A 20123-nucleotide genomic window follows, 5' to 3' on the forward strand; every position below is an offset into this window, starting at 1 on the left:
TGGCCGAGCCCGTCCAACCGTGCCGAATGAGGGCGGGGGTGGAGCCTCACCCCGACGCGCAGTGCGGTGCGGGGCAGACAGTCAGGTGCCGGTAGAGAGGATATGACGACATGAGGACAATGGCTGGACGTCGCAGAGGACGCCCGCTGGTCGCAGTGGCCGGAGTGTCGGCCCTACTGGCCCTCATCAGCGCCTGCGGCGGCTCGTCCTCGGGTGGCGGAGGCGGCGGCTCGGTGGAGGGCAGCAAGATCACCCTGTCGGTCCAGGCGGGCCTGGTCCCCCAGTTCCAGAAGTACGTGGCCGCGTACGAGAAGGCCTACCCGAAGCGGAAGGTCACGGTCGGCTCGCTGCCGGACGACGCCACGCAGTACGTGCAGCAGCTGGTCACGGAGCGACTCGGCAACAAGCTGCCCGACGTCCTGATGAACGTCGACTACGCGGCCAACCCGCTTGCCGACGGCAACGTCACCCTCGACATCGCCGACCGGCTGGAGAAGGGCACCGACGGTCTGAAGGGCAGCAGCTTCCTGCCGCAGTTCGTCGGCCAGTACCGCCCGGTGTCCCACCCGGAGCAGATCACCGGCCTGCCGGTGAGTGCCGACTCCACGACGCTGTTCTACAACAAGGCGGTCTTCGAGAAGGCCGGCGTCACCGAGTACCCGAAGGCGACCTGGACCTGGGACGACCTCTACCGGGTCGGGGCGGAGATCGAGCAGAAGACCGGCGGCAAGTACGCCGGCCTCACCGCGCCGCTCGGCACCGGCGACCAGCCCGCGGTCTACAACCCGGTGATCCACGCCATGGGCGGCTACGTCTACGACCCGAAGACCAAGAAGTCCGGGATCGGGCAGCCCGAGGCGATCAAGGCCTGGGAGATGCTGCTCAAGGCGTACGGCACCGCCTCCCCGAAGTACTCTGCCAACGTCGCAGGCCAGCCGAAGTTCGAGCAGGGCCAGTCGGCGATGGCGTTCTCGGTGCGGGCCGCGGTGCCGAACATCAAGCAGTCGCTCAAGGACGACTGGGACGCCCAGACCATGCCCAAGCTCAACGGCAAGCCCACGGTCGGCGGCGGTTCCTACGGCCTGTCGATCAGCAAGTCCAGCCACAACCAGGACGCCGCCTGGGCGTTCCTGGCCTGGTTCTACAGCCAGGACGGCGGCATGAAGGTGGCCCAGGCCACCGGCCAGGTCGTCCCGCCCACCCAGGAGGGTGTGGACCACGGCACCTGGCGCCAGCTGCCCGCACCGCCGCAGAACGAGGCGGCCTTCGCGCAGGACGCCAAGGACGCCTACCTCCCGGCCGCCCTGCCGGGATCGGCGGGAACCGTGCTCAGCGACAGCGTGATCAAGGCAGTGCAGCAGGTCGAGCTGCAGCACCGCTCGGTTGCCGACGCCTTCGGCGACGCGGAGAAGGCGGTCAACCAGGCCCTCCAGTCGGCCAAGTAGCCGGACAACGCGCTCCGGGGCAGGAGGTGCCTCCACCTGCCCCGGAGCGCGGCCGGCAGGGCCGGCCGGTGACGAGAGAATGGGTGCAGTAAATGGCTTCGGCTTTGGACAACACGACCGTCCGGCGGACCCCTCCGCCAGGCGACGACCCGCTCACGCGGCGGCAGAACCAGCGCAAACGCCGTGACCTCGTCGCCGCGACCATCTTCCTGACGCCCAGCATGGTCGGCTTCACGCTCTTCGTGATCCTGCCCGCACTAGGTGCGTTCGGGCTCAGCTTCTTCGACTGGGACCTGTTCGGCACACCCCGCTGGGTGGGCCTGGCGAACTTCACCCGCCTCTTCCAGGACCAGCAGATGTGGGACTCGCTGCGGGTCACGCTGGAGTTCGTGGCCCTGGGCGTCATCCCCACCATCGTGATCGGCTTCGTGCTGGCCGTGCTGATCAACAGCAAGATGCGCGGCATGGGCGCGCTGCGCATCCTGTACTTCGCGCCGATGGTCGCCTCGTCCGCGGTGGCAGCGGTGCTCTGGTCGTACATGTACGACGAGCGCTCCGGTGTGATCAACCGGATGCTGGGCTGGTTCGGCATCGACGGTCCCGCCTGGCTGTCCGACACCACCTGGGCGCTGCCCGCGCTGACCGTGATGATGATCTGGCTGGCGCTGCCGCTGGTGATGATCCTCTACCTGGCCGGCCTGCAGCGCATCCCCGACGACATCTACGCCGCCGCCTCCCTGGACGGCGCCGGCCGCTGGCGCCAGCTGTGGAGCATCACCTGGCCGAACGTGGTGCCCACCACGATCCTCGTCGCCACGCTCCAGGTGATCAACTTCGTCAGCGGCTCGTTCGAGATCTCGCTGATCATGACGAACGGCGGCCCGCTGGGCCACACCCAGAGCCTGGCCCTGTACGCGTACCAGACGGCCTTCCACCAGACCGACATGGGCTACGCGAGCGCGCTCTCGCTCTTCCAGCTGCTGCTCATCGCACTGGTCGTCGCCGTCATCAAGCTCTTCACATGGATTCGGAGGTCGGCATGACCACGACCACCGCCGGGCCTGCGTACGGACGCAAGAACGTCGCCTGGTCCGCCGCCGGCCGCTACACCGTGATCGTCCTGTGCGGTCTGCTCATGGCGCTGCCGCTGTTCTACCTGCTGTCGGCATCGCTGATGTCCGCGCAGGACATCCGCGCTTACCCGCCGCACCTGGTGCCGCCGAGGTTGGTGTGGCACAACTACAGCGAGGCCTACCACTTCCTCACCGCGCGGGTCATCGTCAACTCGTTCGTCTTCAGCTTCGGCATCCTGCTCGTCCAGCTGCTGATCACCGTCCCGGCCGGCTTCGCGCTCGCCAAGATCCCCTTCCGGTGGTCCGGTGCGCTGCTCGCCGTGATCATCGTGCCGATGTTCGTGCCCAGCAACATGACCCTGATCCCGCTGTACGTGGTCACCCACCAGCTCGGCCTGGTCGACACCTACCCGGGCATGATCCTTCCCATCGCCGGCCAGACCGCGTTCGCGGTACTGCTCTTCCGGCAGTTCTTCAGCAGCCTGCCGGCGGGGCTGATCGACGCGGCCCAGATCGACGGCGCCGGCTGGACCAGGACCCTGGTGTCGATCGCCCTGCCGCTGGCCAAGCCGGCGCTGGCCGCGTACTGCTCGATCAGCTTCCTGACCGCGTGGAACACCTACATCTGGCCGCAGGTGATCGCCCCCGACCACGAGCACGCGGTGATGACGGTCGCGCTGGCCCCGCTCGCCCAGGGCCAGTACACACTGATGTCACCGAGCGTCGGCATGGCCGCGGCCGTGATCAGTATGCTCCCGGTACTGGTGGTCTTCATCGTCTTCCAGCGCTGGTACATCAACGGTGTGGTCGGTACCGGACTGGAATGACCGACGCGGGTGCGCAGGTCACGACGGGATGAACTGTTTCAATGGGGGACTGCCGGCCGGCGTACACGCGCGGGCCGGCAGTTGCGCATACCCCCGAGGAGAGCTGCACGTATGACTGGAATCAAGGACGTGGCCTTGCAGGCCGGTGTCTCGGTGGGCACGGTGTCCAACGTCATCAACCGCCCCGAGCTGGTGTCGCAGGGGACGAGGGACCGCGTCCACGCGGTCATCGCCCAGCTGGGATACGTCCGCAGCGAGTCGGCCCGGCAGTTGCGCGCGGGGCAGAGCCGGATTATGGCGCTGCTGGTGCTCGACATGGGCAACCCCTTCTACGTCGACGTCGCCCGCGGTGCGGAGTCCGCCGTGCGGGAGGCGGGCCTCGGCGTCATGGTCTGCAACAGCGGCGAGAGCGTCAGCGAGGAGGCGACGTACCTGTCCCTATTCACTGAGCAGCGGGTCCGCGGCGTGCTCGTCACACCCGCCGACACCACCGGGCAAAGCCTGGACAGGCTGCGGCAGCAGAGGGTGCCGTTCGTCCTGGTCGACCGGGTGGCGAGCGAGGCGGGGGACTGCTCGGTCTCCGTCGACGACACCGCAGGCGGCGCCCTGGCCGGCCGGCACCTGGTCGGCGCGGGCCACCGCACCATCGCGTACATCAGCGGACCGGGGCACCTGCAGCAGATCGACGACCGCCGCGACGGCCTTCTCCAGGCCCTCGCCGAGGGCGGCCTCGGCCCCGAGGCGCTGCTGGAGATCCCCGCCCAGCGCATGGACGTCGCAGCCGGCCGCGACGCGGCCTCCCGCCTGCTGGGCCTGGCCCACCGGCCCACCGCCGTGTTCTGCGCCAACGACCTGCTCGCGCTCGGCGTCCTGCAGGTCGCCTACGCGGCCGGCATTGCCGTGCCGCGTGACCTGGCGATCGTCGGTTACGACGACATCGAGTTCGCGTCCGCGGCCGTCGTCCCGCTCACCTCCGTACGCCAGCCAGCGGAGCAGATGGGCCGGATGGCCGCGGAACTGCTGGTGGAGGAGACCGGCGCCGGCGCCGCCTCCCACCGCCACCAGCACGTCGTACTCCAGCCCGAACTCGTCGTCCGCGGCTCCAGCCTGCCGTCCCGCTGACACCGGGAACCCGGCGGCTTCGCCGCACACCGCCAATTCGTCGGCAGCATGCCCGAGGGTGACCGTCCCAGCCGACGGTCCCCCTCCGGCATGCTGCCCAGCCGGTCAGGGCTGCTTGCCTGCGGCCTCCGCGATGCCGTCCACCAGCACCACCTCCAGGGTGCGGGGGCCGTGCACACCCTCCACCCGGTCCAGCTCGATGTCGCTGGTGGCCGAAGGACCGGAGATCCAGGTCTGCGGCCGGGCCGGGTCGAGCCGGGGGAGTGCGTGCGGCACCGACGCCACCACCTGGTCAGGCGCGTGGACGACGCAGATGTGGTGGTCCGGCACCAGCGTCAGGACACGCCGGCCCTGACCGGAGCCGGCGTCCAGCACGAGCGTGCCGGTCTCGGCGACGGCGAGCGCGCAGCCCGTCACCACCGTGTCCGCGGCATCGAGCCGGGCGGATGTCAGGGTGCCGTCGTCCCGGAGCAGCTCCAGGCCGGGCAGGGTGCGCACCGCCTCGTCCAGCCACGATTCCGGCAGCCCGGGGGGCAGGACGGCGGTGCGGGTGCCGCGCTCGGCGAGGAGCCCGGCCACGGTGGCGGGCAGCCCGGCCGCCTCGGTGCGGTGCACGCGGGCGCGGTAGTCGGCGAGGTTCTCGGTGAGCAGGTCGAGCAGCACCCGGGGATCAGCCGGTACGTGCTGGTCCTGGTACGCGCGCTCCACGGCCGCCGCGGCCTCCTCGGGCCGCTCGTCCCGCGGGACGTCGGCGAGCGCGGCGCGGATCTTGCCGAGGACCAGCTCCCGCGAGGATCGCGGTGCTGAGAATGCGGCGGTCATCAGGGAGTGTCCTTCCGGTCGGTTGCGGATGCCGGTCCGGCGTCCGGCGCGGCACCGCTGTCGGTACCGGTGGCGCCCGTCCTGCCGCCGTCCCCGGCACCGTGGTGCTTCGCCCACCAGTCGCGGAAGGGCGCGGCGGGGAACCGGGGGAGGTCGCGGGTCTCGCTCCAGGCCCGGCCTGGGCCGGGCAGCGGCAGCGAGCGCGGATGCACCCGGCGGGTCAGCGACGCGGCGCGTTCGGCGACGGAGAGAGCGGCGGGATGGTCCAGCAGCCAGCTGGCGGCCTTCATCGCGGCCCGCTCCGCGCCGTGGCCGCTTCCCTCCTCGGTCACGCGCTCGCGCAGGTGCACCAGAACTTCGGGGATGTCGATGGCGACGGGGCACACCTCGTAGCAGGCCCCGCACAGCGAGGAGGCGTAGGGGAGCGACGCGTCGACGGCGCTTTCGGTGCCCCGCAGCTGGGGCGTGAGGATGGCGCCGATGGGACCGGGGTAGACCGATCCGTAGGCGTGGCCGCCGGCGCGTTCGTAGACCGGGCAGACGTTCAGGCAGGCCGAGCAGCGGATGCAGCGCAGGGCCTGCCGGCCGACCGTGTCCGCCAGGGTGTCGGTGCGCCCGTTGTCGAGCAGGACCAGATGGAAGGCCGTGGGCCCGTCGGCGTCGCTGGTGCCGGTCCACATCGAGGTGTAGGGGTTCATCCGCTCGGCGGTGGAGGACCGCGGCAGCGTCTGCAGGAAGATCTCCAGATCCTGCCACGTCGGAACCGTCTTCTCGATGCCGACGACGGAGATGAGGGTCTCGGGCAGGGTCAGGCACATCCGGCCGTTGCCCTCGGACTCGACGACCACCATGGTCCCCGTCTCGGCCACCATGAAGTTCGCGCCGGAGACGGCCACTTTCGCGCGCAGGAACTTCTCGCGCAGGTGCAGGCGGGCGGCTTCCGCGAGGTCGGCGGGATCGTCGCTGAGGCCGTCCGGCGCGGGCCTGCCCCACCGCCCCATCTGCTCGGCGAAGATCTCGCGGATCTGCCGGCGGTTCTTGTGGATCGCCGGGACCAGGATGTGCGAGGGCCGGTCGTCGCCGAGCTGCACGATCAGCTCGGCGAGGTCGGTCTCGTAGGCGCGGATGCCCGCCTCCTCCAGCGCCTCGTTGAGCCCGATCTCCTGGGTGGCCATCGACTTGACCTTGACCACCTCGCTCTCGCCGGTCGCCAGGACCAGCTCGGTCACGATGCGGTTGGCCTCGGCCGCGTCGGCCGCCCAGTGCACCGTCCCGCCCGCGGCGGTCACCGCCGCCTCCAGCTTCTCCAGGTAGTGGTCGAGGTGGCGCAGCGTGTGGTCCTTGACCTCGGCGCCGGCGGCGCGCAGCTGCGGCCAGTCGGACAGCTCCCCGACAGCCACCGCGCGCTTGTCGCGGATCGTGTGGGTGGCGTGCCGCAGGTTGGCCCGCAGCTCGGTGTCCTGAGTGGACATGCGGGCGGAGCGGGGGAAGGCGGGCATGCCCAGATCGGTGCGGCTCATCGGTTCTTCCCTGCGCTCTGGGCGGTCCCGGCGATCCGGGCGGTGTCGGGATGGGGGTGCCGGCGGGTGGAGGCGAGGATCTCCGCGAGGTGCACCGTGCGCTGCGGGGCCTCAGCGCGGCGCAGCAGCCCGTCCAGATGCATAAGGCAGGAGTTGTCGGCGCCGCAGAGGACGTCGGCGCCGGTCTGCCCGGCGTTCGCGATCTTGTCGTGGCCCATGGCGGCCGACACGTCGGGGTTCTTGACGGCGAAGGTGCCGCCGAAGCCGCAGCACTCCTCCGCGCCCTTCAGCTCTCGCAGCTCGATCCCCTCCACCGCCTCCAGCAGGCGGCGGGGGCGGTCGCTGAGGCCCAGCATGCGCAGGCCGTGGCACGACGGGTGGTAGGTGACGCTGTGCGGGTAGTACGCGCCGACGTCGGTCACACCCAGGACGTCGACGAGGAACTCGGTGAGCTCGTAAATGCGGGCGGCGAGCCCCGCCGCGGCGGCTGCCAGTGCGTCGCCGCGGCCCTCGGCCTGTGCCGCGGCCCCGATCCGGGGGTAGTTGTCGCGGACCATGGCCGCGCACGAACCGGACGGCGTGACGATGTGGGTGTAGCCGTCGAACGCGGCGGCCATCCGGTGCACCATGGGCTCGGTGGCGTGCCGGTACCCGGTGTTGTACTGGGGCTGCCCGCAGCAGGTCTGGGCGGCGGGGAAGTCCACCTCCACCCCCAGCCGCTCCAGCAGCCGGACCACCGCCACACCCGTTCGCGGGTACAGCGCGTCATTCACACACGTGACGAACAGTCCGACGCGCATGCGGCTCCTCCTTCTGGTGGTCCGGACGTCCGGGCTGTCTGCCGCCGGTGCCGTCGCGGGGATGGCGGGGCCGCCGGCGGCGGCCCCGAGGTCAGCCGAGACCGATACGGGCCGCGGCCGACGCCCATGCGGCGCTGTCGCCGCGCGGCCGGTAGTGCCGCAGATGCTGGGTGTCGGCGACCAGCCGGCGCATACCGGCGGCGTCGCCCACCACCCCGTGCGCCCGCGCCTGGACCAGGATGTTGCCGAGGGCGGTCGCCTCGGTCGGGCCCGCGACCACGGGCAGTCCTGTCGCGTCGGCGGTCAGCTGGCACAGCAGGTCGTTGCGGCTGCCGCCACCCACGAGATGGACCACCGCGATGTCCCGGCCCGACAGCTCGGCGGCCGTACGCAGCGCGGTCCGGTGGGCCAGTGCGAGGCTCTCCATGATGCAGCGGACCAGCGCCCCCTGGTCGGCGGGTACCGGCTGCCCGGTCCGCTCGCAGTACGCCGCGATCCTGGCCGGCATGTCGCCGGGGGCGAGGAACTCCGGCGCGTCCGGGTCGATCAGCGACACGAACGGGGCGGCGCCGGCCGCCTGCGCGAGCAGCGGCCCCAGCTCGGCCGGCAGGCCGTTCGCCGACCAGGTGCGCAGGGTCTCCGAGAGCAGCCACAACCCCATGATGTTGCGGAGGAACCGGAACGAGCCGTCGATGCCGCGCTCGTTGGTGAAGTTCGCCGCCCTGGACGCCTCGGTGATGACCGGCGCGTCCAGCTCCAGGCCGGCCAGCGACCAGGTCCCGCAGGAGATGTACGCGAAGTCGCGCCCGGTGGCCGGTACCGCGGCGACGGCCGATGCGGTGTCGTGCGAGGCGACGGTGGTCACCGGGGTTCCCGGGGCCAGCCCGGTCCACTCGACGACCTCCCGCCCCAGCGTGCCCGCCGGGTCCCCGGGGAATCGGAGCTGCGGCAGCAGGCCGGAGTCGATGCCGAGCCGGTCCAGCAGGGACGCCGACCAGGTGCCGGTGCGGGCGTCGAGGAGCGCGGTGGTGGACGCGTTGGTGATCTCCGCGCCGATGGTCCCGGTCAGCCAGTACGTCAGCAGATCGGGCACGAGCAGCAGGGTTCGCGCGGCGCCCAGCTGGGCGGTGCCCGCCGCCGCAGCGAGCTGGAAGACCGTGTTGAACGGCAGGTGCTGGATGCCGGTGATGCCGTACAGCTCCTCGGCCGGCACCGCCGCCGTCACCTTCGCCGCGGCGCCCTCCGTCCTGGCGTCCCGATAGTGGTGGGGGTTGCCGAGCAGCAGGCCGTCAGCGTCGAGCAGGCCGTAGTCCACCGCCCAGGTGTCGATGCCGACCGACGCCACACCACCGGAGCGGGCGGCCAGCCGCAGCCCGTCCAGCACGCCCTGGTACAACCCGAGAACGTCCCAGTGCAGCGCCCCGCCGACGGCCACCGGCCGGTTCGGGAACCGGTGCGCCTCGCTGAGGTCGAGGTTCGCAGGACCGACCCGGCCCACCATGACCCGCCCGCTGGTCGCCCCGAGGTCGGCAGCGGCGAAGGCGCCGGGGAAGGCGGAGGAGAGGTGAAGGGACGCCACGGTTCATACCTCGGGTCGGGGTCGGGGAGAGGGGGAGAAGTCTGGGGGCCGGGATCGGGACGCGGCCACAGGTGAGGAGCGATGCGGCCGGACCGGGCGGCGGCGGGAGGACCGCCGCCGCCCGGTCCGCAGGAGAGCTGGTGTCAGCGCAGGAAGGCCGCGGCGACGCCGGCGTCGACGGGGATGTGGAGTCCTGTGGTGTGGGTGAGGTCGCCGCCGGTGAGGGCGAAGACGGCGTTGGCGACGTGCTCGGGGAGTACTTCGCGCTTGAGGAGGGTGCGCTGGGCGTAGTACTCGCCGAGCTTGTCCTCTTCGACGCCGTAGACGGCGGCGCGCTTGGCGCCCCAGCCGGCGGCGAAGATGCCGGAGCCGCGGACGACGCCGTCGGGGTTGATGCCGTTGACGCGGATGCCGTGCTCGCCGAGTTCGGCGGCCAGCAGGCGGACCTGGTGGGCCTGGTCGGCTTTGGTGGCGGAGTAGGCGATGTTGTTGGGTCCTGCGAAGACGGCGTTCTTGGAGGCGATGTAGATGATGTCGCCGCCGAGGCCCTGGGCGGTCATGACGCGGGCTGCTTCGCGGGAGACGAGGAAGGAGCCGCGGGCCATGATGCGGTGCTGGAGGTCCCAGTCGGCCGCGGTGGTCTCCAGCAGCGGCTTGGACAGGGAGATCCCGGCGTTGTTCACGACCATGTCCACGCCGCCGAAGGCGAGCAGGGTCTGCTCGAACGCTGCGCTGATCTGCTGCTCGTCGGTGACGTCGACGGTGACGGCCACCGCCTTGTCCGGGCCGCCCAGCTCCTCGGCGACCGCCGCGGCGTTGTCCGCGTTCACGTCCGCGATGACGACGCAGGCGCCCTCCGCGACCAGGCGGTGGGCGATGGCCTTGCCGATGCCGGAGCCTGCACCGGTGACCAGCGCGATGCGGGTGGCCAGCGGCTTGGGCGGGGGCATGCGGCGGAGTTTGGCCTCTTCGAGTTCCCAGTACTCGATGCGGAACTTCTCCGCTTCCTCGATGGGCTGGTAGGTCGAGACGGCTTCGGCGCCGCGCATGACGTTGATGGCGTTGAGGTAGAACTCGCCGGCGACGCGGGCGGTCTGCTTGTCCTTGCCGAAGCTGAACATGCCCACGCCGGGGATGAGGACGATCGCGGGGTCGGCGCCGCGCATCGCGGGTGAGTCGGGTGTGGCGTGCCGCTGGTAATAGGCGGCGTACTCGGCCCGGTATTCGGTGTGCAGCTCACGCAGCCGTGCCTCCGCCTCCTCCAGCGGGGTGGTGGGGGGCAGGTCGAGGACCAGGGGCCGGACCTTGGTGCGCAGGAAGTGGTCGGGGCAGGAGGTGCCCAGTGCCGCCAGGCGTGGGTGTTCGGTGCGGGAGAGGAAGTCCAGGACTTCGGGGGTGTCGGTGAAGTGGCCGACTTGGGGGCGGTCGGCGGAGGCCAGCGAACGGATCACCGGTGCCAGCGTGGCAGCCCGCGACTTCCGCTCGGACTCGGGCAGCGGCAGGTGGCTGTCGAGGACGGGGCCGAACGGCTCGGGGCGGCCGTTGTCGGCGAGGAAGGCCTCCGCGGTGCGGATGATGTGCAGCGCGTTGCGCTCGCACTCCTCCGAGGTGGTGCCCCATGCGGTGATGCCGTGGCCGCCGAGGATGCAGCCGATGGCCTGGGGGTTGGCCTGCTTGATCGCGGCGATGTCCAGGCCGAGCTGGAAGCCGGGGCGGCGCCAGGGCACCCATGCCACGGTGTCGCCGAAGCACTCCGCGGTGAGCTTCTGGCCGTCTGCGGCGCAGGCCAGTGCGATGCCGGAGTCGGGGTGGAGGTGGTCGACGTGGGGGGCGTCGACCAGGCCGTGCATGGCGGTGTCGATGGAGGGTGCGGCGCCGCCCTTGCCGTGCAGGCAGTAGTCGAAGGCGGGCACCATCTCGTCTTCGCGGTCGATGCCGGGGTAGACCTCGGTCAGGGCACGGAGGCGGTCCAGGCGCAGTACGGCAAGGCCGGGTTCGGTCAGGGTGCCCAGGTCGCCGCCGGAGCCCTTGACCCACATCAGCTCGATGTCCGCGCCGGTGACCGGGTCGGTCGCGCTGCCCTTGGCCGAGGTGTTGCCGCCGGCGTAGTTGGTGTTGCGCGGGTCCGAACCCAGCCGGTTCGAGCGGTCGAGGAGCGCGCCGACCGTGCTGTCGTCGGAGCTGGTGGCGGAAGCCATGCGATGTCCTTCGTCAAGATGAGTAGTGGCGAGTGAGCCGGGACGGGACTTGGCCGAGCCCAGCCGAGAAGAGGCCCTGGGAAAGGGAGCCTCAGGCGCCCCAGCCGGCTTGTTCGCCGCCGACGCGGGTGGTGGTGATCTGCTGCTGCCAGCCTGATTCGCGGTAGGCGGTGATCGGGTCGGGGTGCAGGCCCTGTTCCTGGCGTACTTGGGCCAGGAGCGGGCGGACGTCGGTGTCGTAGGCGTCCATCAGGACGGCGTTCGCTTCCAGTACGTCTCCGGCCGCCTGGGCCGCGTGCAGTGCGCCGGCGTCGACCAGGAGTGCTTTGGCGGTGGCTTCCTGGACGTTCATCACCGAGCGGATGATCGCGGGGATCTTGGCTTCGATGTTGTGGCACTGGTCGAGCATGAACGCGACGCCGGTGGCGGGTTCCAGGCCGCCGTTCTTGACGACCTCGTACATGATCCGGAAGAGCTGGAAGGGGTCGGCCGCGCCGACCATCAGGTCGTCGTCGGCGTAGAAGCGGGAGTTGAAGTCGAAACCGCCGAGTTTGCCCTCGCGCAGCAGGAACGCGACGATGAACTCGATGTTGGTGCCCGGTGCGTGGTGGCCGGTGTCGACGACGACCTGTGCTTTCGGGCCGAGCTTGAGACAGTGCGCGTACGAGGTGCCCCAGTCGGGGACGTCGGTGGCGTAGAAGGCCGGCTCGAACAGCTTGTACTCCAGCAGCATCCGCTGGTCGTCGCCGAGCCGCTCGTAGACCGCGGCCAGCGCCTCGCCCAACCGGCCCTGCCGGGAGGCGATGTCGTCCTGGCCGGGGTAGTTCGTGCCGTCGGAGAACCACAGCTTCAGATCCCGCGAACCCGTGGCATCCATGATGTCCACACACTCCAGCAGGTGCTGCAGCGCCTTCTTCCGGACGGCCGGATCGGGATTGGTCACCGAACCCAGCTTGTAGTCGTCGTCCTGGAAGACGTTGGAGTTGATCGCACCCAGCCGCAGCCCCCGCTCCTCGGCATACGCCCGCAGAGCCGCGTAGTCCTCGACCCGGTCCCACGGTATGTGCAACGCCACCACCGGAGCCACACCCGTCGCCGCATGCACCTGCGCCGCGTCGTCCAGCTTCTCGAACGGATCGCGCGGCACACCCTCCTGCCGGAACACCTTGAACCGGGTACCGGAGTTGCCGTACGCCCACGACGGCGTCTCGATCCGCTGGGACTTCAGCGCCGCAGTCACAGCGTGCAGGTCAGGCATGGACTCTCCTGGGGCAGTAAACGGGGGTGGGGGAGTGGCATCACTCGTCGCGCGCAGCCGGGGTGGCGAGAGGCGGACCCTGAAGTGAAGTGAATCGATTCATCTCACACCTTAAAGTGGCCCCTGGGACCTGTCAAGAATGCTTCCTCTCACACGGTCACGAGCGCCGTTTCGTGAGACGTTCCACAGGTGGGGCCGAGTGCATTCAGCCGCTCGCCGCCGTTTCGCGAATATTGAAACAATTCACGTCGGGGTGAGCTGCCGTGGGCCGGGATGGTGGCCCTGCTGCGGGAAGCCGTCAACCCGGGAAGGTCAGTACGGGAAGGACAGCCAGAGAAGCCGTCAGCCGTGGTGGCCGGGCGGGTCGTCCGCTCCGGCGGGTCCGGCGGGTCCGACGAGACGGTCCATCGGCGTGCCCTCGTGCACCCGGCGCCCGAGCAGTACGGCGGCCGCGGAGGTCCAGCCGTGCAGCCTGATCATGCCGTACCGCTCGTTCGGCAGGTCGAGACCGCCGGTGACCGCGTTGTACTTCTCGTACAGCTCGCCGGTGGCCTCGAAGTGCCGGACCATGCAGGCGACGAAGCCCTCGGCCGCCGCCCGGCCGGCTTCGTGCAGCCCGTAGTTGTCCAGCCCCCAGGCCGTCACGATCACCAGTGGTGCCCAGGCCGCCGGGTACATCCACTGGATGTCCCCGTCGGCCATACCGTCGTGCGGGCTCGGAAGGGGCCGGTCCGTGACGGTCAGCCCGTGGGGGTGGCGGAAGCGGGGCAGGGCTTCCGCGGCCCGGCGCGCCTGCTCGGGGGTAGCCACGCCGGCCCACAGGGGCCAGTAGCCGCACAGGCTCCAGTGCGGAAGCCGGCGCCCGGCGACATGGTCGTAGTCGAAGAAGAAGCCCGCCTCCTCGTCCCAGCACAGCTCCCGGATCAGGGCTCCCCGCTCGGCTGCCTCGGCCCGCCGGCGCCGGGCGTCGTCGGGCAGGCCCAGCCGGTCGGCGAAAGCGGCGAGCACCTCGGCGTAGCGGACGAGCGCGCAGTTGGTGATCAGCGGCGCGACCCTGCGGACGTCGCCGTCGTAGATCGGCGTCCAGTCCAGGCCCGTCTCCGCCTCCGCGGCGAGTCGCGGGTCCAGTGCGGGGTCGCCGAGGTCGGCGTTGGTGGCCAGACCGCAAGCGGTGCGGTGGTGGTCGGCGTTCCAGTACCCGGTGTACTCGGTGACCAGCGCCGGGTAGGCCCGCTGCAGGAGTGCGGTGTCGGCGGTGTGCGTCAGGTAGCGCAGGATGCCGTCGGGGAACACCGGGGTCTGCGAGCGGGTACGGAGCGCGGCCTGATTGGCGTTGGGCATGAAGCCGAAGCGTTCGACCATCGCCACGTAGTCGACGACGTGGGCGCGGACCAGGTCGTGACGTCCGTGGACCAGCAGGGCCAGATTGCTGAACCAGGTGTCCCAGGCGAACATCGACCGGTACCATGGCGGGCCGACCTTCCCGCCTCCCGAGGCGTACGGCTCCGGCAGGAAGAGCGTGTTGGCGTCGGCGCGGATCTCGTCCTCCTGCGCGGTCACCAGATCCTCGTCCCACCAGGTCCTGACGCGGTCGTCGAGGAGCTGCCATGACGAGAGGCTGTCGCTGGCTGGCATGGGGGCCTCCCGAGTCAGTGGCGGCGGTAGACGGCGTGCTCGAAGTCCGCGTGGATTCCCTCCGCGCCGATGTCCTGGACCCACAGGCCGAGGAAGGTTCCGGTGAACGCCGGGTTGTCCGGCTCTCCCGCGTGCTCGTCGGAGAGGATCGTGGCGTCCAGGGCCCGCCCGAGGTCGGCCCAGTCCGTGCCGTCGGTCCGGTAGCCGAACCTGACCTCGGCGCCGGTCATCCTGACCCGCAGGTCCACGACGGCACCGGTGGGCAGAGCGACGGCCCAGTCGTCGTGCACGATGCGCACACCGCGGTCGCAGGACAGCAGCGACAGCACGGTGTTCCCGTCGTCGGCGCGGGTGAGGTGGGCGAAGTGCCAGTTGCCCGTGTCGTAGTAGGCGGTGATCCCCGCGAGTTGGCGGATTGTCTCGGGCCGGAACTCGACGCGTGTCTCAAGCGAGCAGTCCCTCGAGTCGGCGCGGCGTCCGACCAGGCTCGGGGCGCGCAGCCCGCGGGGCGACTGTCCGCCGGACAGGCGCAGGTGGGAGGGGCGGGCGGTCAGGTCCGCCCAGTCGGGGCTCGCCGGCCGGCGCAGCGTGGACCAGTGGGGCGCCAGCACCTCCTGGTCGAAGTCGTCGCGTTCCGGCGCCGGGGTGAAGGGGTGGGCGGGGAGCCCGGGGGAGGGCACGGTCTCCGCCGGGACGCCGCCCTCCACGCGCGGCCAGCCCTCGGCCGTCCACTCGACGCGCTGCAGGGCGGTCTCGCGCCCGAGGGTGCAGGCCCCGAGCGGGGAGAGGGGGCGGGCGGCGAGATGGGCGAGGTACCACTCGCCGGTGCCCGCCTGGACCAGGCTGCCGTGTCCCGCCTTCTGCAGCGCCAGTTCCGGCCTGCCGCGGGAGGTGAGCAGCGGACCGCCGGGGTCGATCTCGTACGGGCCGAGGACGTTGCGGGAACGGGCGACGGTGACCTGGTGGTCGAAGGAGGTGCCGCCCTCGGCGGTGACCAGGTAGTACCAGCCGTCACGGCGGTAGAGGTTCGGCCCCTCGGTCACCCCGACCTCGGTGCCGTGGAAGATCACCTCGGGTCGGCCGACGAGGCGGCCCGCGGCGCAGTCCCAGGGCTGGGCCTGGATGCCGGCGAAGGGATAGCGGCCCGGACGCCAGTCGCCCGCCGGGGACAGCATCCAGCAGGTCCCGTCCTCGTCGTGGAAGAGCGAAGGGTCGAAGCAGCGCCCGTGCACCGGCACCGGATCGGACCACGGCCCGTCCGGCGCCGACGCGGTGGTCACGTAGTTCTGCACGTCCCACCAGCCGCCGCGGTGGTTGTCCACGCGGCTGAACACCAGGTGGAACAGGCCGTGCGCCCATGACAGGCTGGGTGCCCAGACGCCGTCGGAGTCCGGCGTGCCCCCGAGGTCGACCAGCCGCCGCTCGGTGAGGATGCCGCCGAGGGACTGCCAGTGGACCAGATCGCGGGAGTGGTGCAGCGAGACGCCCGGGTACCACTCGAAGGTAGACGTGGCGAGGTAGAAGTCGTCGCCGACCCGGAGCAGCGAAGGGTCCGGGTGGAAGCCCGGCAGGACAGGGTTGCGGATCGCGTCGTGGACGTAATCGCCCGGGGCGGCGGTGTTGCTCATGTGGACCTCGCGAAGGTGAATAGTTTCAGATCGGAGGTGCCTTGCACTGCGATGAAGCAGTGGAACCCTCTTGAGGGAGATACCACCTTGGTGCGGTTGTCTATGGTGGCGGGCCGAAATCTGCGGCTCGGCGTGCCGGGGACACCCTGAATCTGTGTGTGAATCCTTTCATATCTTGTTTTGGTTCAACAGGTCAAGGTCTCAGCTGCTCCGCGGGATCTCGGCCAGGTGCGAAGCGCCCCGGCCTGCCAACTCCGAGCCGGTCAGAGCCGCAACGTCTCGCTGCTCGTGCTGGACATGGGAAACCCGTTCTTCGTCGAAGTCGCACGAGACGCCGAGTCCGCTGCTCGTGATGCCGACCTCGTCGTCACCGTCGCCAACAGGGGGCAGAGTGCCAGCAGTTCACCTACTTTCGCTCTTTGGTCGAGCAGCGGGTGCGCGGCGTGCTTGTCACCCCGGCCGACACTTCCGGCGCCAGCCTGGAGCACCTGCGTCGGCACAGGGTGCCCTTCGTCCTGGTGGACCGGGTCGCACCCGGCGCCACGGAGTGCTCGGTGTCCGTTGATGACACCGCCGGGGCGCGCTGGCTGGCATCTCGTCCAGGCTGACCATCGCAAAATTGCCTACCGCCCGCCCGAGTTCCAGCAGGTGCAGGATCGGCGACCTGCCCTGCTTCAGGCGCTTGCCAAGGTGGTCTCGGTCCTGAATCGCTGCTGGAGTCCGGGGCCAGCCGTCACGACGTCGCCGCCGGACGGGATGCGGCCTCCCGCCTGCCGGCGTGGCACCGCGGCCCACCGCCGTCTTCTGCGCCAATGACCTGCTCACACTTGGCGTGCTCCACGTGGGTTGCATGGCTGGCATGGTGCTTCCCCGCGATCTCGCCATCATGGGGTACGACGACATCGAGTTCGCCGCCGGTGCGACCGCTGACCTCGCTGAGGCAGCCCGCCGCCGAGATGGGTCGGATAGCCGCAGAACTCCTACTGGAAGAGACGGGGCCGAGTGCCTCCCGACACCACCAGCAGCGCGCGCTCATGCCCGAACTTGTGGTGAGGGGTTCGAGCCTCCCGACGCGCTGACGCCGGGAGGCTCGAACCGGGATCGCCGACCGTCGGGACTTCGCTGGCGCCGCAGTTGGAGTGAGCAACTCGCCCCGGGGGCGGAGCGGCTCGCGTCACCGTACATGGTGCATAGAGCTCGTAAATCGATCTTCAGTGGGTAGGGGGAGTGTCCCTGCCACACCCGGCCGAAGCGGCTTCCGCCCTTTCTATAGCCACGCGGGCAGGTGGCTTCCGCACGGTGGCATCTCATCCGTTGTTGCGAGAGTCGGCTGGGGCATGAAACTGGACCGATGCTGTCGTCGGTGAAGAGCTTGGCCAGCCACCAGATGTGGGTGACGATCTCGATCGATTCGGTCGGGGTGCCCGGTCGCTCCCGTCGCCAGGCCCCGGCAACCTGCGGTGGCAGAGTGCGTGGGTGCCGGGCCTGTGGGTGCCGAGAATTTCATCCGCACAGGTCTGTAGGCGTTTCGGCGGTCTGTGTCGGTTGTAGCGGACGGGGTTGTTCGAACGGGTTCATGCCGTGCCTGACCGTCCGTTGAACACGTTCAAGCGGATCCGTGCCCGGTCGTCACCTTGGATGAGTTGATAGTAGCGCTGAGCTGAGCTGCACGGATGAGGTTTTCGGCAGGGACAACGCTGTCCAAGTGATCCGCGCCCTACTTGTGCCCCAGGGGTGGCCAGGCCGACCTGCCGGGCACAGCGGCGGTTGCCGTCCATGATGAGCCCGACGTGCCGGGGCAGCGCCCCGCCCTGGATGTGCCGCCGCAGCCGGCGGGTGTACAGGCCGTAGACCCGATTGCTGAACCGCATTGTGGTGTCTTTCCCGGGTCCTTCGGAGATCAGCTCTGGCACGGTTCGCTTCGGCGCGGCACCGGGGTCCGTCCGGCGGATCTCGCACCGGTGCTGCCCGCGCCGTGCCTGCGGCACCGGCTGGCCGATAGCGGACGCATTCGTTGACCCGCCGCGGCCAGTTCTCCTACAGATGGGCACAGGCGGCTGACGCCGCTCTCCTACCGGTCGATCGGAGATGGTGATGGCAGTCGAGGGCAAGGACGACGGGTTGCCGAGCAGTCGCAGGGGCGTACTGAAGGCGGTGGTCGCCAGCGCCGTCGGTCTGGCCGGAGCCGGCCTAACCCCCGGCCAGGCGTCCGCCGCGACCGGCGCGGTGGGCTCGACGGGGACCGCGGGCTCGGCGCGCACGGGCGACGGACTGGACGTGGCGACGCTGCTGCCCGCAGATCTGACGCTCGTCCCGGCTGCGAAGCAGGTCCCGTACTCGATCGTGTCCCCCAACTTCCGCTCGCTCGATGACGACTTCAGCCGCCTCGGAAGCCTGCGCCGCTACGAGAGGCTGCGGCCGGACCCCGAACTGGCCGCCCCCCGCATCGGTTCCGGTGGCGGCCGGCTGAGGTTCGACGCGCCCTCGCCGTACTTCACCCTGCTGCGCTCGGACACGGCCCAACGGGCTCCCTACAGCGGGGTGATCGCGGACGTCGAATCCCTGGCCGGCGCCGCCCACGACGCCGGCTCGCAGAATGACACCGTGTTCGTCGGCCTGGCACGGGACGCGGGCGACTACCTCATGGCCTGGTACAACCACGCCTCGGGAACGGTCGGCATCGACCGCGCGAGCGACGGGAGCGTGCACACACTCACGACCGCTGCCGCGTCGCTCACAGCGCCCTTCCGGCTGGCGTTCATCCTCACCGGGCCCGGAGTGAACCTACTCACCGACGGAGGCAGCGGCTGGCGGGTACTGGCCGGCGCCGACTCCGTGGGCGCGCCCGACCTGCGCGGTGTCGGCCGCAGCATCGCCAACACGACCTTCGACACCCCCCAGAAGCCAGCGGTCGGGGGCACGTTGGGGCAGTCCTTTACGGTCGACGAGCCGTTCGTGAGCGTGGGAGGGATGTTCCCCACCTACCAGACCACCGATGCGTCGGTCACGCTGTCGCTCTACCAGGACGGCCCCGGCGGGACGCTTATCACCCGTTCGCGGCTGACCGATGTGCCGGACGACACCTGGCAGTTCCTTACCGTCGACGCCCCGCTGCCGGCCGGCACCTACTATCTGGAGCAGTCGCAGCCCGCGGGCCAGATCGCCTGGTGGAGCAACAGCACCGACGTGGTCGCATGGGGACAGGCGTACGCCGACGGCAAGCCGGTGGCCGGCGACCGGACCATCCGGGTGATGTTCCCCGCGCCGCAGACCGGGGGGGACCTGCTCGCGTCCTACCGCAACACGATCGGGGTGCGCGCGGACCGCGGCGCTGTCATCCTCAGCCGGCTGGAGGCGGGCTACTTCGGCCAGTTCGGCATCCGTGACCCCGACATCGTGTCCGAGCCGGATGGGACCCCGTACATCCGCGACGGCAAGCTGTACTTCACCCTGACCAACAGCGGACTGGCTGGCGGTATCCCCGCCGCGCACATGGGCGTGTTCCGCATGTCGCTGCGCGACTACGGACCGGTGGAGGAGGTCGGCAAGGTCTTCGCGCAGCGCGGCGGGCAGGTGCTCGGCGACCACGCGGGGCGCGTCATCCACGACCCGGCCGCCGGGGGCTTCCGGATGGTCGCCGTGACGTTCGGCGACTACGACGTCTTCGGTGACGGGACGACGGAGTACGCCGAAAGCCGCGCGGACTTGCTGCACGGGGTCCATGTGGTCGCACCCCGCCGTGTGGTGCGCGGTATCGACCCGTTCCCCGTACGGATCGACGGCACATGGTGGCTCGCGCTGTCCGACGGCGGACGCACCACGGCGTACCGCTTCACCGACGACGCGTTCCGCGAGCCCGTCCAGGTGGGCGCGAACGACAACGGCGGGGTGTACTACGAGGGCACGAAGATGTGCCGGATCGGCCAGGACTGGTACATCCTGTCGAGCAGCGGGACCGACTACCGGGTCTACGACCAGCGGACGAACCTGGTCGGCACGCTCGACGCCCCGCACCCGGGCGGCTGGATTCCGCATCCGATGCTGGTCCCGATTCCCCTGCCCGGCAACCGCACGCGGTTCATCCAGCTGTCCATGGACGGCGACGGTGATCCGGCGTCCGGCCTGTTCGGCCACTTCCTGGTGAACGCCTCCCCGCAGATAATCCGCGGACGGGAGTTCCCCGTGCACTGACAACGCCTCTCCGAAATACGGGAGT

Annotated in this window: 13 protein-coding genes and 1 pseudogene; 6 read left to right on the forward strand and 8 right to left on the reverse strand. The window is 70.5% G+C overall.

Annotation, left to right across the window (positions count from 1 at the left end; translation table 11 throughout):
* Window positions 1-110: 110 nt before the first annotated feature.
* The 4 genes from ACQPW6_RS29235 to ACQPW6_RS29250 all read left to right on the forward strand — a co-directional run bounded on the left by ACQPW6_RS29235 (window position 111) and on the right by ACQPW6_RS29250 (window position 4467).
* Window positions 111-1445, forward strand: a complete 1335-nt coding sequence (locus tag ACQPW6_RS29235) for an ABC transporter substrate-binding protein (protein WP_433892685.1) — start codon at window positions 111-113, stop codon at window positions 1443-1445.
* Between the two features lie 92 nt (window positions 1446-1537).
* Entirely contained in the window at window positions 1538-2488 is a 951-nt protein-coding gene (locus ACQPW6_RS29240; protein ID WP_433892686.1) for a carbohydrate ABC transporter permease, read from the forward strand.
* A complete protein-coding gene (locus tag ACQPW6_RS29245; protein ID WP_433892687.1) occupies window positions 2485-3345 on the forward strand; it encodes a carbohydrate ABC transporter permease in 861 nt (286 codons plus the stop codon). Before ACQPW6_RS29240 ends, ACQPW6_RS29245 begins: the two co-directional genes overlap by 4 nt.
* Window positions 3346-3456: 111 nt before the next feature.
* Window positions 3457-4467, forward strand: coding sequence for a LacI family DNA-binding transcriptional regulator (locus ACQPW6_RS29250; protein WP_433892688.1), 1011 nt, complete (start codon window positions 3457-3459; stop codon window positions 4465-4467).
* Between the two features lie 105 nt (window positions 4468-4572).
* Here ACQPW6_RS29250 and ACQPW6_RS29255 read toward each other — a convergent pair whose 3' ends face one another.
* From ACQPW6_RS29255 to ACQPW6_RS29290, 8 genes are all read right to left on the reverse strand, one after another.
* On the reverse strand, window positions 4573-5289 hold the full coding sequence (locus ACQPW6_RS29255; protein ID WP_433892689.1) for a LutC/YkgG family protein: 717 nt from the start codon (window positions 5287-5289) through the stop codon (window positions 4573-4575).
* Entirely contained in the window at window positions 5289-6809 is a 1521-nt protein-coding gene (locus tag ACQPW6_RS29260) for a LutB/LldF family L-lactate oxidation iron-sulfur protein (protein ID WP_433892690.1), read from the reverse strand. Before ACQPW6_RS29260 ends, ACQPW6_RS29255 begins: the two co-directional genes overlap by 1 nt.
* Window positions 6806-7609, reverse strand: a complete 804-nt coding sequence (locus ACQPW6_RS29265; protein WP_433892691.1) for a (Fe-S)-binding protein — start codon at window positions 7607-7609, stop codon at window positions 6806-6808. The genes ACQPW6_RS29260 and ACQPW6_RS29265 overlap by 4 nt, the downstream gene beginning before the upstream one ends.
* 91 nt (window positions 7610-7700) lie before the next feature.
* Entirely contained in the window at window positions 7701-9110 is a 1410-nt protein-coding gene (locus ACQPW6_RS29270; protein WP_433894699.1) for a rhamnulokinase, read from the reverse strand.
* A gap of 221 nt (window positions 9111-9331) precedes the next feature.
* Window positions 9332-11386 carry a bifunctional aldolase/short-chain dehydrogenase gene (locus ACQPW6_RS29275; protein ID WP_433892692.1) on the reverse strand — a complete coding sequence of 685 codons (2055 nt, stop codon included), beginning with the start codon at window positions 11384-11386 and terminating at the stop codon, window positions 9332-9334.
* Between the two features lie 91 nt (window positions 11387-11477).
* Entirely contained in the window at window positions 11478-12644 is a 1167-nt protein-coding gene (gene rhaI, locus ACQPW6_RS29280) for an L-rhamnose isomerase (protein ID WP_433892693.1), read from the reverse strand.
* 342 nt (window positions 12645-12986) lie between these two features.
* Entirely contained in the window at window positions 12987-14279 is a 1293-nt protein-coding gene (locus ACQPW6_RS29285; RefSeq protein WP_433892694.1) for a trehalase family glycosidase, read from the reverse strand.
* 14 nt (window positions 14280-14293) lie between these two features.
* On the reverse strand, window positions 14294-15907 hold the full coding sequence (locus ACQPW6_RS29290; RefSeq protein WP_433892695.1) for a glycoside hydrolase family 43 protein: 1614 nt from the start codon (window positions 15905-15907) through the stop codon (window positions 14294-14296).
* Window positions 15908-16096: 189 nt separating this feature from the next.
* Here ACQPW6_RS29290 and ACQPW6_RS29295 point away from each other — a divergent pair.
* Together ACQPW6_RS29295 and ACQPW6_RS29300 are read left to right on the forward strand one after the other, a co-directional pair.
* A pseudogene (locus tag ACQPW6_RS29295) lies at window positions 16097-16986 on the forward strand (substrate-binding domain-containing protein); the annotation flags it as partial.
* A gap of 1015 nt (window positions 16987-18001) precedes the next feature.
* The gene (locus tag ACQPW6_RS29300) at window positions 18002-20098 is read left to right on the forward strand and encodes a hypothetical protein (RefSeq protein ID WP_433892696.1); all 2097 of its coding nucleotides are present in this window, start codon (window positions 18002-18004) and stop codon (window positions 20096-20098) included.
* Window positions 20099-20123: the final 25 nt, after the last annotated feature.

The organism is Streptomyces sp. CA-111067 (assembly GCF_050956065.1).
Lineage (GTDB): Bacteria > Actinomycetota > Actinomycetes > Streptomycetales > Streptomycetaceae > Actinacidiphila.

Excerpts from the sequence above, each read along its gene's own strand:
- ACQPW6_RS29235 (WP_433892685.1), top strand. The coding sequence starts at position 111 with ATGAGGACAATGGCTGGACGTCGCAGAGGACGCCCGCTGGTCGCAGTG.
- ACQPW6_RS29240 (WP_433892686.1), top strand. The coding sequence starts at position 1,538 with ATGGCTTCGGCTTTGGACAACACGACCGTCCGGCGGACCCCTCCGCCA.
- ACQPW6_RS29245 (WP_433892687.1), top strand. The coding sequence starts at position 2,485 with ATGACCACGACCACCGCCGGGCCTGCGTACGGACGCAAGAACGTCGCC.
- ACQPW6_RS29250 (WP_433892688.1), top strand. The coding sequence starts at position 3,457 with ATGACTGGAATCAAGGACGTGGCCTTGCAGGCCGGTGTCTCGGTGGGC.
- ACQPW6_RS29255 (WP_433892689.1), bottom strand. The coding sequence starts at position 5,289 with ATGACCGCCGCATTCTCAGCACCGCGATCCTCGCGGGAGCTGGTCCTC.
- ACQPW6_RS29260 (WP_433892690.1), bottom strand. The coding sequence starts at position 6,809 with ATGAGCCGCACCGATCTGGGCATGCCCGCCTTCCCCCGCTCCGCCCGC.
- ACQPW6_RS29265 (WP_433892691.1), bottom strand. The coding sequence starts at position 7,609 with ATGCGCGTCGGACTGTTCGTCACGTGTGTGAATGACGCGCTGTACCCG.
- ACQPW6_RS29270 (WP_433894699.1), bottom strand. The coding sequence starts at position 9,110 with ATGGTGGGCCGGGTCGGTCCTGCGAACCTCGACCTCAGCGAGGCGCAC.
- ACQPW6_RS29275 (WP_433892692.1), bottom strand. The coding sequence starts at position 11,386 with ATGGCTTCCGCCACCAGCTCCGACGACAGCACGGTCGGCGCGCTCCTC.
- rhaI (WP_433892693.1), bottom strand. The coding sequence starts at position 12,644 with ATGCCTGACCTGCACGCTGTGACTGCGGCGCTGAAGTCCCAGCGGATC.
- ACQPW6_RS29285 (WP_433892694.1), bottom strand. The coding sequence starts at position 14,279 with ATGCCAGCCAGCGACAGCCTCTCGTCATGGCAGCTCCTCGACGACCGC.
- ACQPW6_RS29290 (WP_433892695.1), bottom strand. The coding sequence starts at position 15,907 with ATGAGCAACACCGCCGCCCCGGGCGATTACGTCCACGACGCGATCCGC.
- ACQPW6_RS29300 (WP_433892696.1), top strand. The coding sequence starts at position 18,002 with ATGGCAGTCGAGGGCAAGGACGACGGGTTGCCGAGCAGTCGCAGGGGC.